A 14,728-nucleotide genomic window follows, 5' to 3' on the forward strand; every position below is an offset into this window, starting at 1 on the left:
TTAATTTATTGAAACTAAAGATTGATGTAATTTTATTTCTGTATATAATGTCATATATTCTGTATATAAAAACAGGGGTTAGTATGAGTTCAATAAAATCATTAACGACACGACAACAGGAAGTTTTCGATCTAATAAAACGTCATATCGAAAGTACAGGAATGCCTCCAACTCGAGTGGAAATATCTAAAGAATTGGGATTTCGCTCTCCGAATGCGGCTGAAGAACATTTAAAGGCCTTGGCTCGTAAAGGTGTAATTGAAATTGTATCTGGTGTATCTCGTGGTATCAGGCTATTAACGGATATAGAAGAACCGGAAAATGAAGGACTTCCGCTGATTGGGCGAGTTGCCGCCGGTGAACCAATTTTGGCGGAACAACATATTGAAGCAACTTATCAAGTCGATGCTAATATGTTTAAACCGCAAGCTGACTTTTTATTGAAGGTTTATGGTCAGTCTATGAAAGATATTGGTATTTTAGATGGTGATTTGTTGGCTGTTCATAGTACAAAAGACATTAGAAATGGACAAATCGTTGTTGCTCGAATTGAAGATGAAGTAACAGTAAAACGCTTTGAGCGTAAAGGTTCGATTGTTTATTTACATGCGGAAAATGAGGAATTTGAGCCAATTGTAGTAGATCTAACTCAGCAACCTTACTTTGAAATTGAAGGTATTGCCGTTGGCATTATTCGCAATAATGCTTGGATGTAAACATGACATCATGCAGTAAATTTGTTATTTAAAAACGAGTAGCGGAACAAAAATAAGCCAACAACTATTTGTTGGCTTATTTTTAACTATCTAGCATAAATCTCAGCTTCGGCAAAAAAATAGGCAATTTCACGTTGTGCATTCTCTAAACTATCCGAGCCATGAACGGAATTTTGGGTTTGATTAATAGCAAATTCATAACGTAATGTGCCATTTTCTGCTATTTCCGGATTAGTTGTTCCCATAAAAGTGCGGTAGTCTTTTACCGCATTTTCTTTTTGTAACACCAAAACAACTATAGGGGCAGATGTCATGTATTTAACCAATTCAGTAAAAAACGCTTTATTGCGATGTTCTGCATAAAAACCTTCCGCCTGTTCTTGATTTAAATGCAACATCTTCATAGCAATGATTTGAAATCCTTTGTCCTCTAAACGAGAAATGATGTTACCTATTAAATTTCGTTCAACTGCATCGGGCTTTATAATCGCTAAAGTTTGTTCTAATGTCATAGGTCTCTCCATTATTCAGCTTTATTTAATAAAAAATTCGCCAAAGTTTGTACACCGATTCCCGTTGCACCTGTTGCCCATAAGTCACTTGCTGATTTACGATAAGTTGCCGAACAATCAATATGTAACCAATTTTCTTGATAATTTTCTACAAAATAAGATAAGAACGCCATTGCCGTACTTGCACCGGCACCCATTGGAACAGTCCCAATATTGGCAATATCTGCAAAGGATGAATTAATTTGGTGACGATGTAATTCGTCAAAAGGCAATCGCCAAAACGGTTCTTTTGTACTCTTTGCACAATCGAAAAACTGTTGAGTGAGTTCGTTATCCATTGAAAGTATCGCATGATAATCATTACCAACCGCTACTTTTGCTGCACCGGTTAAGGTTGCACAATCAAGAATAAATTTAGGCTTCGCTAAATCCGCATCAATTAAGCCATCGGCAAGTACCAAACGCCCTTCGGCATCAGTATTAAGAATTTCCGCACTGATACCATTGCGGTAGTGAATAATATCACCTAATTTTAAAGCGTTGTGGCTCACCATATTTTCAGCACAACATAAAAATAGTTTAACTCGTTTGTTAAGCCCTCCGGCTATTGCCATACCTAATGCACCCGTTAATAGTGCGGCACCGCCCATATCTGTTCGCATTGTACTCATGCTATCACTTGGTTTAATGCTGTAACCACCACTGTCAAAAGTAATTCCTTTACCGACTAAACAAGCCAGTACCGGTGCATTTTCATTTCCGGTAGGATTAAAATCCAGCTGTAACATAGCTGGTAAATTTTCTGAGCCTTTACCCACTTGCCAAATCCCTTGATAGTTTTTTTCAGCAAGTTCTTGTCCGGAAATAATTTGAAAAGATACCGCACTTTCGTCAGCATAAAGACTTGCTTGTTCGGTGATAAATTGTGCCGCACGCTTTGCAAGTTCAATAGGGGTGATAATTGAAGAGGGGAGATTAATAATTTCACGCACAAAATCGCTGCATTGAATTCTTGCCAGCAATTCAGCTTGTGGCTCGTCCTCTAAATGAGGAAATTCAATAGTATAATCTTGTTTAGCGGTATAAAAGCCTTGATAGAATGCCCAACAATTTTCTAAATCCCATTCTGATCCAATAAGTTCAACTTCTTTTATTCCTTGGTTGCGTAATTTTCGAGCGGCTTTTTGAATTAAAGAAATGTCTTGGTTACGTGTCGGATGATGAATGATGGCTTGATCGTGAGTAAAACTGATTAAAGCTTTTTTCCCCCATTGTTCTTTTGCTGGTGAAATTTCTATTTTAATTTGCATACTTTATCCTTAAATTTACTTGATAAAAAAACTGATATAGATGGCACTATACCAGTTTTTATTGAGGTAACAAGAATGAATAGGGAGAATGATCAGAAATAAAGTCTAATTAGCGTAAAAAAGCAGGAATGTTTTTTTCATACTCTGCGATTTTATCTTCATGTTGCAAAGTCAATCCTATATTGTCCAATCCATTTAATAAGCAATGACGACGAAATTCATCTAATTCAAAATGATAAATTTTATTTCCCGTTGTGACGGTTAAATTTTCTAAATTTACATGAATTTCACAACCTTTATTTTTCCATACCCATTGAAAAATTTCTTCCACTTCTTCTTCATTCAAACGAATGGGCAACATATGATTATTCAGGCTATTATTATAGAAAATATCAGCAAAACTAGGTGCGATCATGACCTTAAATCCATAATCCGCCAACGCCCAAGGTGCATGTTCTCTAGATGACCCGCACCCTAAATTTTTGCGTGCAAGTAAAATCGTTGCACCTTGATACTCGGGAAAGTTCAGCACAAATTTAGGATTAGGTACTGTACCTTCCTCATCAAGATAACGCCATTCGTGGAATAAGTGTTTTCCAAAACCCACTCTGGTAATAGCTTGTAAAAACTGTTTTGGGATAATCGCATCAGTATCCACATTTGCGGCATCAAGAGGAACCACTAAACCTGAATGTTGTTTAATACCAGCCATAAATCTTCCTTAATTTAATTCCATATAACGAATATCAACAAATTTACCGAAGACAGCCGCTGCCGCTGCCATTGCCGGACTTACAAGATGGGTTCGTCCGTTACGGCCTTGTCGCCCTTCAAAATTACGATTACTGGTCGAAGCACAACGCTCCCATTCACCAAGTCGATCATCATTCATACCCAAACACATAGAACAACCGGGATTACGCCATTCAGCACCAGCCGCAATAAAAATTTTATCTAGCCCTTCTTTTTCTGCTTGTTCTTTGACCAATCCTGAGCCGGGAACAACAAGTACTCGTTTTACGTTATCCGCTTTTTTTCGACCTTTCATTACTGTAGCTGCCGCACGCAAATCTTCAATGCGGGAATTTGTGCAAGATCCGATAAATACTTGATCAACGGAAATATCTTTTAAATCAGTTTCCGGAGATAAGCCAATATAAGCTAAGGCTTTTTCTGCGGAGACTTTGGTGACGGGATCTTGCATTTCTGCCGGATTAGGTACTTTCTGATCAATACCGATAACCTGACCTGGATTGGTTCCCCATGTTACTTGTGGAGCAATGTCTTTTGCGTCTAATATCACCACAGTATCAAACTCTGCACCTTCATCGGTTTTTAAGGTTTTCCAATATTCTACCGCACTTTCCCAGTCTTTTCCTTTTGGTGCATAAGGACGATCTTTCAAATAAGCGAATGTGGTTTCATCAGGTGCAATCAGTCCGGCTTTCGCTCCCATTTCAATTGCCATATTGCAAACTGTCATTCGTCCTTCCATTGACAATGCACGAATAGCTTCACCACAAAATTCAACAACATGACCGGTTCCCCCTGCCATTGTGGTTTTACCGATAATGGCAAGAATAATATCTTTGGCAGTAATGCCTTTTGCGACTTCGCCACGTACTTCAATTTTCATACTTTTGGCTCTGGCTTGTTTTAGTGTTTGCGTTGCAAGAACATGTTCCACTTCCGATGTACCGATACCAAAAGCTAATGCACCGAAAGCCCCATGAGTTGCCGTATGGGAATCACCGCAAACAATCGTCATGCCCGGTAAGGTTAATCCTTGTTCCGGCCCCATAACATGTACAATTCCTTGCTGTTTACTGTTCATATCAAACAAAGAAATTCCTGTTGCTTTACAATTTTTATCTAGCTCTAAAACCTGAATTTTCGCTTGCCCTGTTAATTTGTTTACATCACGCACTTGAGTAGAAATACTATGATCCATTGTGCCGAAAGTTTTATTCACTTGACGAACCTGACGACCTGCTACACGTAAACCATCAAAGGCTTGCGGTGACGTTACTTCATGAATTAAATGACGATTAATGTACAAAATCGGTACTTCTCCCGGTGCTTCATGTACAATATGAGAATCAAATAATTTTTGGTAGAGTGTTTTTTTCATATTTATTCCGTTAAGTTTTTTTTCACTAATTAGGTAAGTGCGGTAGAAAACGAGAAATTTTGGCTAAATTTACCGCACTTTATTTTTCATTCTCTATTGCTTAAATTGCGTTTACAATTAAGTCTCCCATTTCAGCTGTGGAAATTGGCGGATGTTCATCTGCTAAATCTGCGGTTCGATAACCTTGAGAAAGAACCTGTTTCACTGCGTTTTCTATTGAATCCGCCGCTTCATTTAAGTTAAAGCTATAACGTAGCATCATGGCAGCAGATAGAATTTGAGCGATTGGGTTGGCAATGCCTTTGCCTGCAATATCCGGAGCAGAACCACCTGCCGGTTCGTAAAGCCCAAAACCATGTTCATTTAGACTGGCAGAGGGTAGCATACCCATTGAGCCGGTAATCATTGCCGCCTCATCAGAAATAATATCGCCAAAAATATTAGAGCAAAGTAAGACATCGAAAAATTCAGGTCGTTTGATCAATTGCATTGTCGCATTATCAATATAAATATGATCCAATGTTACGTCAGGATAGTTCTTGGCAACCTCATTGACCGTTTCACGCCATAATACCGAGCTGATTAATACATTGGCTTTATCAACAGATGTTACATGTTTACGCCGTTTCATCGCTGTTTCAAAAGCAACTTTAGCTATACGTTCAATTTCATATTTGTAATAAACTTCTGTATCAAAGGCACGAGTTTGCATTTCCTCTCCATCTCGTCCTTTAGGTTGACCGAAATAAATGCCGCCGGTTAATTCACGAACAGTCATCATATCAAATCCTTTGGCAGCAATATCCGCTCGCAATGGACAAAATTTTTCTAAACCTTGGTAAAGTGTGGCAGGACGTAAATTACAAAACAATTTGAAATGTTTACGCAATGGTAGTAGTGCACCTCGTTCAGGCTGCTGATTAGGGGGTAAATGTTCCCATTTTGGTCCGCCTACCGAGCCGAATAAAATTGCATCACTTTCTTCACAGCCATTTAATGTAGAAGCGGGTAAAGGCGTACCATGATTATCGATGGCTATTCCTCCCACATCAAAAGTGCGGTAATTTAATTTGAAATTATATTTTTTTTGCACTGCATCCAATACTTTTATAGCTTCCGCCATAATTTCAGGACCGATACCATCCCCACTTAATACTGCAATAGTATAACTTTTCATGATTTTTCCTCTTTACATCTTTACATCAACTTTACTGTGAAATTTTATGCGATTTTAAATCTGCCACTTTATTGGCACGATAAATGGCATTGATTGCATGAATTAAGGCACGAGCCGAGGATTCTACAATATCCGTTGCCAATCCGACACCATGAAAACGTCGCCCTTTATGTTCGACAACAATATCCACTTGTCCTAAGGCTTCTGCTCCCTCACCTTTTGCAGTCAGGTTATAATGCAACATAGTTATATCCATATCTGTAATTGCTAAAATAGCGTTATAAACGGCATCAACGGGACCATTTCCCCCATTTGAAACTTGGCTAATTTTTTTACCGTCCAGCTCAACTTGCACAAAGGCAGAAGCCGGTAAATTACTGATTGTTTGAGAAGTAATAACATCCAAACTTAGCCGATCTTCATCACCCTGTTGCATATCAATAAATGCCAATGCTTCCAAATCATAATCAAATACTTGCCCTTTTTTATCGGCTAATTTTAAAAATGCGGCGTATAATTTATCCAAATCATAATCGTTTTGTTGATAACCCATTGCGTCCATATGGCTTTTTACTGCTGCACGTCCTGAACGAGCGGTTAAATTCAATTTTTCTTTTTTCAATCCGATGGTTTCCGGCGACATAATTTCGTAAGTATTTTTATTTTTAACCATACCGTCTTGATGAATACCTGAAGAATGTGCAAAAGCATTTGATCCGACAATAGCTTTATTCGGCTGAATTGGCATATTACACAACTGGCTAACCATCTGACTGACACGATGAATTTCTTGTGTATTAATTCGTGTATCTAAGCCCTTAAATATATCTTGACGTGTTTTAATTGCCATGACTACTTCTTCCAATACAGTATTTCCTGCACGCTCCCCAATGCCATTAATGGTACATTCAATTTGTCTTGCACCGTTTTGTACTGCGGTCAACGAATTTGCAGTCGCCATGCCTAAATCATTATGGCAATGCACCGAAATTACTGCTTTATCGATATTCGGTACTCTGTTCATCACTTGATCGATGATATTACCGTATTCGGTTGGTAAACAAAAACCTACCGTATCCGGAATATTGACTGTTGTTGCACCCGCTTTAATTGCTGCCTCAACGATGCGACAAATGTTGTCAACACCTGTTCGACCGGCATCTTCGCAGGAAAATTCCACATCATCGGTATAACGTCTGGCACGTTTTACTGCTTGTATTGCCATTTCCACGACATCATCAAAAGTGCGGCGTAATTTAGCTTCGACATGCAAAGCGGAAGTGGCAATAAACGTATGAATACGGAACGCTTCAGCTACTTTTAATGCGTCAGCCGCAATATCAATGTCTTTATCCACTGCACGAGACAAAGCACAAACACGGCTGTTTTTTATATGACGAGCAATGGTTTGAACGGATTCAAAATCCCCTGCTGACGATACTGGAAACCCCACTTCCATTACATCAACACCTAAACGTTCCAACGCCAATGCAATTTGTAATTTTTCTTTTACTGTTAAACTGGCTTTTAATGCCTGTTCACCATCACGCAATGTTGTATCAAAAATAATAATGTTGTTTTGCATAACTCTTTCCTTCTTATTTTGTATGTTGCCATCTGCAAAGTGCGGTGATGTTTTATTGATTTTGAGAAACAAAAAACCCGCATTCTACTTGTGCGGGTCAACTGACATGTTTAACTATACTTCTTTGTTCCACAATTTATCCGCACAAGAAATGTGATAGTCGTAAATTGAGTAACAGAGAAAGAATGTTAAACATAAAATATCCTAAAAATAAACCAAGATGGGTTTATATTACGAGTTTAAAATGATGTGTCAAATGATTTTTTAGTGTTTTATACCAAATAAAAGGTTATTCAAAACATAATTTTGATACATAAAACTAACTTTTAATAATTTAATAGTGTTAAAATCCACGTCATTAAAAAATTTTAATTTTTTCTACCGCACTTTAGCTCTTTCATAGTAATGAAAGTAAATTTGTGTTTTTTTTGGGGGCTAAAAAATAACTTATCGGCGTTCTTTGAGTTGATTTTGTTTTAAATCAAATAATCCTATCATATACAACTAAAGAGTTATGCTTTTAACGTTTCATTTTTTACACCATGAGTATAGCTTATGATAGAATGCATCTCCGAAAATGTTTAAATAACTTCTTATGCAAAATAATCATCTACAACTGGAACAACTTGCCTGTCAGCGTGGCGATAAGATTTTGTTTACTGACTTAAATTTAGATGCTAAGTCGGGAGATTTTGTGCAAATTGAAGGACACAATGGCATAGGAAAAACCAGTCTTTTACGAATTATTGTGGGACTTAGTTTCCCTGCTAAAGGTAAAGTGCGATGGAATAAGATCGAAATTAATAAAAATCGTGAAGAATACCAGCACAATTTACTCTATTTGGGGCATCTTGCTGGAATTAAGCCTGAATTAAGTGCTTGGGAAAATTTACAGTTCTATCAAAAAATTGGTCATTGTCGACAAAGCGAGGAGTTACTTTGGGATATTCTACAGAAAGTGGGGTTATTGGGTCGAGAAGATTTACCGGCAGGTCAACTTTCTGCAGGACAACAAAAACGTATTGCATTAGCAAGATTGTGGTTATCAAATGCGGCATTGTGGATTTTAGATGAGCCTTTTACAGCTATTGATAAACAAGGTGTCAACGTTTTAACTCAGTTGTTTGAACAACATGTGGAAAATGGCGGTATTGTGATTTTAACCAGTCATCAAGAGATTCCGAGCAATAAGTTGCAAAAAGTGCGGTTAGATCAATACAAGTTTTTTGATCAAGGGAATATGGCATGATTTTTGTACAAATTATCAAAAGAGAGTTAAAAATTGCTTGTCGAAAGCAAGCTGAGATCTTAAATCCTTTATGGTTTTTTTTGATTATTTTAACCTTGTTTCCTTTGGTTATTGGTCCGGATCCTAAGCTATTAGCTAAAATAGCCCCCGGAATAGCTTGGGTTGCCGCTTTGCTATCGGCATTACTTTCATTTGAGCGTTTATTTCGTGATGATTTTGTGGACGGTTCTCTTGAGCAATTGATGTTGACAGCACAACCTTTAGCGATGACCGCCTTGGCAAAAGTCATTGCACATTGGCTTTTAACCGGTTTACCGTTAATTTTACTTTCGCCCATTGCCGGACTATTACTTTCATTGGAGTTGCATATTTGGTGGGCATTAGTTTTAACATTGTTGTTAGGAACGCCAACCTTGAGTTGTTTGGGAGCCATTGGTGTGGCACTTACGGTAGGGTTGCGTAAGGGGGGCGTTTTGCTGAGTTTATTAGTCTTACCTCTATTTATACCAGTATTAATTTTTTCTGCCGCTGTTTTAGATGCTGCAACATTAAATTTATCTTATAACGGGCAACTCGCAATTCTGGGAGCTATTTTTGTTTCAGTGGCAACACTTTCACCTTTCGCCATTTCAATTGCGTTAAGAGTGAGCTTAGACCAGTAATTAACTTAGTGAAGATTTGTTTTTTAAATAACATAGTAAGGACAACATGATGTGGAAATGGTTACATCCTTATGCAAAATCGGAAACACAATATCACTTATGTGGTAAGTTTGTTCCTTTGTTTGCAACAGTATCTATACTTTTATTAATAACCGGCGTAATTTGGGGGCTTGCTTTTGCACCGGCTGATTATCAGCAAGGTAACAGTTTCCGTATTATTTATATCCATGTTCCGGCGGCAATTTTTTCTATGGGAATTTATGTGTCTATGGCAATTGCCGGAGTGATTGGTTTAGTTTGGCAAATTCGCCAAGCGTATTTGAGTATTCTCGCTATGGCACCCATCGGTATTGTGTTTACTTTTTTGACATTGGTCACTGGAGCAATTTGGGGTAAACCGACTTGGGGAACTTGGTGGGTGTGGGATGCTCGTTTAACTTCTTCCTTGATTTTATTCTTTTTATATTTAGGCGTTATCGCACTTTACTCTGCTTTTCAAGATCGTTTAATCGGTATGAAAGCAGCAGCAATTCTTTCTATTGTGGGGGTAGTCAATATTCCGGTTATTCATTTTTCTGTTCAGTGGTGGAATACCTTACATCAAGGGGCAAGCATTACAAAATTTGAAAAACCTTCCATTGCAACACCTATGTTAATTCCGCTTATTCTCTGTATTTTCGGTTTTATGGCATTAACAATGTGGTTTACTTTAATGAATTATCGAACTCAACTGTTAAAAGATGAGAGCAAACGCCCTTGGGTTAAAGCATTAGTAAAATAGGAGTTTATTATGTTTTTTCAAAGTTGGAGTGATTTTTTTTATATGGGCGGTCATGGGCTTTATGTCTGGCTATCTTATGGGATTTCTTTCCTTGCTATTATAGGATTAGGCTTGCAAAATATTTATCTTCGCAAAGCCCTATTTAAAGAAATTCAACGTGAACAATTGCGTTCAGTGCGTCAAAAAAATACGCAAGCTGAAAACAATGGAGAAAACCTATGAACCCAAGACGTAAATCAAGATTATCGGTAGTACTGTTTATTTTCCTGGGCATATCCGTTGCCTCTGCTTTAGTGTTGTATGCGTTGCGTCAAAATATTGATTTGTTTTATACCCCAACAGAAGTTGTGAATGGAAAAAATAACGAAAGCCATACCAAGCCTAGTATTGGGCAACGTATTAGAATTGGCGGAATGGTTGTGGAAGGAACGGTAGAACGTGATCCTAAAAGTTTAAAAGTCAGATTTGACTTAAATGATATTGGACCTTCAGTAACGGTTATTTATGAAGGTATTTTGCCTGATTTATTTCGTGAAGGACAGGGCATTGTTGCTCAAGGTGTACTTATTGAGCCAACTGTACTGAATGCAACGGAAGTTTTGGCAAAGCATGATGAAAATTATGTTCCGCCGGAATTAGAAGCACAAATGCAGAAAATTCATAAGCCTATGGGCATATCGGATCTCAAGAATGAAAGTGATCGTGATCGTCAAGAAAAACAATTTAAAGAAGGTAACCAATGATCGCTGAATTAGGCAATTATGCTCTGGCTTTAAGTTTAGCTATTTCTGTTTTATTATCTATTTTTCCATTATGGGGAGCGGAAAAAGGCAATGTGCAGATGATGGCTTTAGCTCGCCCAATGACCTATGGTTTATTTGTTAGCTTAACTGTTTCTTTTGTTGCACTTTTCTATTTATTTCTGACAAATGATTTTTCAGTACAATATGTGGTGAACAATTCAAATACCAACTTACCTTTGCAATATCGTCTATCCGCTGTTTGGGGCTCCCACGAAGGTTCTTTATTACTTTGGATTTGGCTATTGACTCTTTGGAGTGCGGCTGTGGCTTTTTTGAGTAAACAATTACCCCAAGAAGCTGTGGCTCGTGTCTTGGCAATTATGGGTATTATTACGATTGGTTTCTTACTATTTGTGATGTTTACTTCTAACCCTTTTGACCGCACTTTCCCTGATTTTCCTGTTGAGGGAAGAGAATTAAATCCATTATTACAAGATATTGGTCTGATTTTTCATCCGCCTTTACTTTACATGGGCTATGTGGGTTTTTCCGTTGCTTTTGCTTTTGCTATTGCATCATTGATGACGGGAAAACTGGATACCGCATGGGCAAGATGGTCCCGACCTTGGACAATGGCTGCTTGGGTATTTCTAACATTGGGGATTGTGCTGGGATCGTGGTGGGCATATTACGAACTTGGCTGGGGCGGTTGGTGGTTCTGGGATCCTGTAGAAAACGCCTCTTTAATGCCTTGGCTTGCCGGTACTGCATTGCTTCATTCTCTTGCGGTAACGGAAAAACGTGGTTCATTTAAAGCATGGACAGTATTGCTGGCAATTTTGGCTTTTTCACTGTGTTTATTAGGTACTTTTTTGGTTCGTTCCGGTATTTTGGTTTCGGTGCATGCTTTTGCCTCTGACCCAACTAGAGGTTTATATATTTTAGCTTATTTAATTGTAGTTATTGGCGGTTCGCTAGCGTTATACGCTTATAAAGGCAATCTTATTCGCACAAGAAACAATGCTGAACGTTATTCTCGAGAAACTATGTTGTTAATCAATAATATTTTATTAATGACCGCACTTAGTGTGGTGTTCTTGGGTACTCTCCTGCCTTTAGTACACAAACAATTAGGGTTGGGAACTATTTCTATCGGCTCTCCATTTTTTGATCAAATGTTTTTATTGATCATGATTCCTTTATCACTTTTATTGGGTGTCGGACCTTTAGTAAAGTGGCGTCGAGACCAATTCTGTGCTATTCGTCTTCCGGTTATCATCAGTTCAATTATTATGCTTATTACCGGATTTGTTTTACCTTATTTTTTACAAGATCGTATTGCAGTGAGTGCCGTTCTTGGTGTCATGATGGCAATGTTTATTCTTCTTCTAGCACTCTATGAATTGCAGCAAAGAGCAACGCATAAGCATAGCTTTTGGATTGGCATAACAAAATTGTCTCGTTCTCATTGGGGAATGGTTTTAGCACATTTAGGGGTTGCGATGACGATATGGGGAATTGCTTTTAGCCAAAATTACAGTATTGAAAGAGACGTTCGAATGAATGTGGGGGATACAGTAAAAATTGCAGATTATGAATTTACTTTCCAAGGTATATCCGATGTCAATGGTGTCAATTACTTAGGCGGAAAGGCACAAATTGACATCAGTCGAAACGGTAAGTTTGAAACCACGTTGTTTGCTGAAAAACGTTTCTATACAGTGAGTAAAATGACAATGACTGAAGCGGCTATTGATTGGGGGTTATCTCGAGATCTATATGTTGCACTGGGCGAAAGTTTAAATGATGGTTCATGGGCTTTACGCTTGTATTATAAACCTTTTATTCGTTGGATTTGGCTGGGAGGTATATTTATGGCATTCGGCGGATTACTCTGTATATTTGACCGACGTTATCGTTTTGGAAAACTTCTAAAACAAGGATAAGTTATGAATAAAAAACTTTATATACCATTAATTTTATTCCTCGGACTAGCCTTTGCTTTTTTTGTGCAACTGCAACGTAATGCACAAAGCGATAATCCAAAAGCATTGGAAAGTGCCTTAATAGGTAAGTCGGTGCCAAATAAACTGCTAACTGATTTACTGACAGATAAGCAATATGACAATCGTCTATTCAAACAGGGTAAACCTTTGCTCGTCAACGTTTGGGCAACTTGGTGTCCAACTTGTTATGCGGAACATCAATTTCTCAATGAACTTCATAAACAAGGTATTAACATTATTGGCATTAATTATAAAGATAAAACGGATAAAGCCATAAAATGGATCAAAAAGTTAGGCAACCCTTATCAAGTAATTGTAAAAGATGAAAAAGGATCTTTTGGGCTGGATCTCGGTGTTTATGGTACTCCGGAAACGTTTATCGTGGATGGAAACGGGATTATTCATTACCGCCATACCGGTGATATAAATGAACGTATCTGGAAAGAAAAAATACAGCCAATTTATCAACAAGTAAGTGAGAAAAAATGATGACAAAATTACGTTATTTTCTGACCGCACTTTTTCTCAGTTTTTCAGCACAAGCTGCGATTGATGCACTTAATTTTACCTCTATGCAACAAGAAAAAGATTATCACAGCTTGACTCAAGAACTGCGTTGTCCTCAATGTCAAAATAACAACATTGCTGATTCCAATGCTTCGATTGCTGTAGATATGCGGGCAAAAGTGTATGAACTTTTACAAAAAGGTCAAAATAAGCAACAAATTATCGATTATATGGTTGAACGATATGGAAATTTTGTGACTTATAATCCGCCGGTAACAGGTTCAACAATCATTTTATGGGTTGCTCCTTTGGCTTTGATGATTCTTGGTGTTGTTATTGTGCTACGCCGTAAATCCGGTTCATCCAGCAAAAGTGCGGTAGAAGCTCAGCCAAATTTAACTCAAGAACAACAAAAGCGTTTAGAAGAATTATTAAAAGAACGGGAATAAAAAATGATTTTTTGGGTAATTTGCCTTTTATTAACATTAGCTATTGCATTTATTTGTTTTTATCCTCTGCTTAGAAACAAGACAGAAAAATCAACCAATTTAAAACGAGATGAATTAAATAAGGCCTTTTATTTCAATAGGTTGAAAGAAATTGAGGAAGACGAACAATACGGTTTATTAGAAAATAGTCAAGAGTTTAAAACAGAATTACAACAAACGTTGTTGGAAGATATTCCTGAAAAAATGGCTGTTGAGAAGAGCAATAAGCAATACGGACAAATTTGGTTTATTTCCGGTTTTTTGACTTTAGCGATTATTGCTCCTTTAACTTATATGAGTGTAGGTTCTTGGCAATCTGAGATAATGTTAGAAAAAACTTACGAAAAATTACCGCACTTTTATGCAAGAGTAAAAGAGGAAGCAAACAAACCGCTAAATGAAAATGAGCTACAACAATTTGCTGTTGCACTGCGGTTAAAATTACAAAAAGAACCCAATAATGCGGCTGATTGGTGGACGCTAGGACAAGTGGCAATGAATCTGGAAAAAGCACAACTTGCTTTTGATAGTTTTTCTCAAGCCAATAAATTAGCACCGCAGAATATTGAATATAAGCTATCACTTGCTCGAATTTTGATGTTTTCACAAGATCAAATTGATCGTCAAAGAGGGATGAATTTATTAAAAGAAGTGTTGCGTATTGATCATACTAATATGCAAGCCTTAAGTTTGCTTGCTTTCCAGTATTTTGAGTCGGAAGATTATCAAAGAGCCGCTGTAACTTGGACAATGATGCTTCGGTTCATGCCGAAAAATGATCCAAGAGTTCCTTTAATTGAAAAAAGTATTCGTACAGCACGTGATGCTATCAAAGAAGATAGCAAATAAAACCGGTTATAT

16 protein-coding genes are annotated in these 14,728 nt (G+C 37.6%); 10 read left to right on the forward strand and 6 right to left on the reverse strand.

Annotated features, from left to right (window positions below; all coding sequences use genetic code 11):
- Nucleotides 1-83: 83 nt before the first annotated feature.
- Nucleotides 84-716 carry a transcriptional repressor LexA gene (lexA, locus tag HNR69_RS03510; protein ID WP_075294334.1) on the forward strand — a complete coding sequence of 211 codons (633 nt, stop codon included), beginning with the start codon at nucleotides 84-86 and terminating at the stop codon, nucleotides 714-716.
- A gap of 86 nt (nucleotides 717-802) precedes the next feature.
- Here lexA and ndk read toward each other — a convergent pair whose 3' ends face one another.
- The 6 genes from ndk to leuA form a co-directional block, all read right to left on the reverse strand.
- Nucleotides 803-1,228, reverse strand: coding sequence for a nucleoside-diphosphate kinase (gene ndk / locus HNR69_RS03515; RefSeq protein ID WP_012341541.1), 426 nt, complete (start codon nucleotides 1,226-1,228; stop codon nucleotides 803-805).
- Nucleotides 1,229-1,239: 11 nt separating this feature from the next.
- Nucleotides 1,240-2,538 (reverse strand): aminopeptidase PepB, encoded by a 1,299-nt coding sequence (gene pepB / locus HNR69_RS03520; RefSeq protein ID WP_075294333.1) that lies wholly within the window; start codon nucleotides 2,536-2,538, stop codon nucleotides 1,240-1,242.
- 109 nt (nucleotides 2,539-2,647) lie between these two features.
- The gene (gene leuD / locus HNR69_RS03525) at nucleotides 2,648-3,250 is read right to left on the reverse strand and encodes a 3-isopropylmalate dehydratase small subunit (RefSeq protein ID WP_011608545.1); all 603 of its coding nucleotides are present in this window, start codon (nucleotides 3,248-3,250) and stop codon (nucleotides 2,648-2,650) included.
- 9 nt (nucleotides 3,251-3,259) lie between these two features.
- Nucleotides 3,260-4,669: a 3-isopropylmalate dehydratase large subunit gene (gene leuC / locus HNR69_RS03530; RefSeq protein ID WP_136122249.1), complete on the reverse strand. Its 1,410-nt coding sequence runs from the start codon at nucleotides 4,667-4,669 to the stop codon at nucleotides 3,260-3,262.
- A gap of 100 nt (nucleotides 4,670-4,769) precedes the next feature.
- Nucleotides 4,770-5,846, reverse strand: a complete 1,077-nt coding sequence (gene leuB / locus HNR69_RS03535) for a 3-isopropylmalate dehydrogenase (RefSeq protein WP_075294332.1) — start codon at nucleotides 5,844-5,846, stop codon at nucleotides 4,770-4,772.
- A gap of 31 nt (nucleotides 5,847-5,877) precedes the next feature.
- Nucleotides 5,878-7,431: a 2-isopropylmalate synthase gene (gene leuA, locus HNR69_RS03540; protein WP_136122250.1), complete on the reverse strand. Its 1,554-nt coding sequence runs from the start codon at nucleotides 7,429-7,431 to the stop codon at nucleotides 5,878-5,880.
- Nucleotides 7,432-8,026: 595 nt separating this feature from the next.
- Here leuA and ccmA point away from each other — a divergent pair.
- Genes ccmA through ccmI form a run of 9 tightly spaced genes read left to right on the forward strand, consistent with a single transcriptional unit; the run spans nucleotide 8,027 to nucleotide 14,716 of the window.
- Complete coding sequence (ccmA, locus tag HNR69_RS03545; RefSeq protein WP_075294331.1) at nucleotides 8,027-8,680, forward strand: cytochrome c biogenesis heme-transporting ATPase CcmA; 654 nt, start codon at nucleotides 8,027-8,029, stop codon at nucleotides 8,678-8,680.
- A complete protein-coding gene (gene ccmB, locus HNR69_RS03550; RefSeq protein ID WP_011608550.1) occupies nucleotides 8,677-9,342 on the forward strand; it encodes a heme exporter protein CcmB in 666 nt (221 codons plus the stop codon). The genes ccmA and ccmB overlap by 4 nt, the downstream gene beginning before the upstream one ends.
- A gap of 49 nt (nucleotides 9,343-9,391) precedes the next feature.
- Nucleotides 9,392-10,123: a heme ABC transporter permease gene (locus HNR69_RS03555; protein WP_041605032.1), complete on the forward strand. Its 732-nt coding sequence runs from the start codon at nucleotides 9,392-9,394 to the stop codon at nucleotides 10,121-10,123.
- Between the two features lie 9 nt (nucleotides 10,124-10,132).
- Nucleotides 10,133-10,345 carry a heme exporter protein CcmD gene (ccmD, locus tag HNR69_RS03560; RefSeq protein WP_011608552.1) on the forward strand — a complete coding sequence of 71 codons (213 nt, stop codon included), beginning with the start codon at nucleotides 10,133-10,135 and terminating at the stop codon, nucleotides 10,343-10,345.
- On the forward strand, nucleotides 10,342-10,866 hold the full coding sequence (gene ccmE / locus HNR69_RS03565; RefSeq protein ID WP_011608553.1) for a cytochrome c maturation protein CcmE: 525 nt from the start codon (nucleotides 10,342-10,344) through the stop codon (nucleotides 10,864-10,866). Before ccmD ends, ccmE begins: the two co-directional genes overlap by 4 nt.
- On the forward strand, nucleotides 10,863-12,812 hold the full coding sequence (locus HNR69_RS03570; RefSeq protein ID WP_075294330.1) for a heme lyase CcmF/NrfE family subunit: 1,950 nt from the start codon (nucleotides 10,863-10,865) through the stop codon (nucleotides 12,810-12,812). The genes ccmE and HNR69_RS03570 overlap by 4 nt, the downstream gene beginning before the upstream one ends.
- Nucleotides 12,813-12,815: 3 nt before the next feature.
- A complete protein-coding gene (locus tag HNR69_RS03575; RefSeq protein ID WP_012341550.1) occupies nucleotides 12,816-13,361 on the forward strand; it encodes a DsbE family thiol:disulfide interchange protein in 546 nt (181 codons plus the stop codon).
- Nucleotides 13,361-13,828 carry a cytochrome c-type biogenesis protein gene (locus tag HNR69_RS03580; protein ID WP_183405643.1) on the forward strand — a complete coding sequence of 156 codons (468 nt, stop codon included), beginning with the start codon at nucleotides 13,361-13,363 and terminating at the stop codon, nucleotides 13,826-13,828. The genes HNR69_RS03575 and HNR69_RS03580 overlap by 1 nt, the downstream gene beginning before the upstream one ends.
- 3 nt (nucleotides 13,829-13,831) lie before the next feature.
- A complete protein-coding gene (gene ccmI, locus HNR69_RS03585) occupies nucleotides 13,832-14,716 on the forward strand; it encodes a c-type cytochrome biogenesis protein CcmI (RefSeq protein ID WP_012341552.1) in 885 nt (294 codons plus the stop codon).
- Nucleotides 14,717-14,728: the final 12 nt, after the last annotated feature.

This window comes from Histophilus somni, assembly GCF_014202395.1.
In the GTDB taxonomy this organism is placed as follows: Bacteria; Pseudomonadota; Gammaproteobacteria; order Enterobacterales; family Pasteurellaceae; genus Histophilus; species Histophilus somni.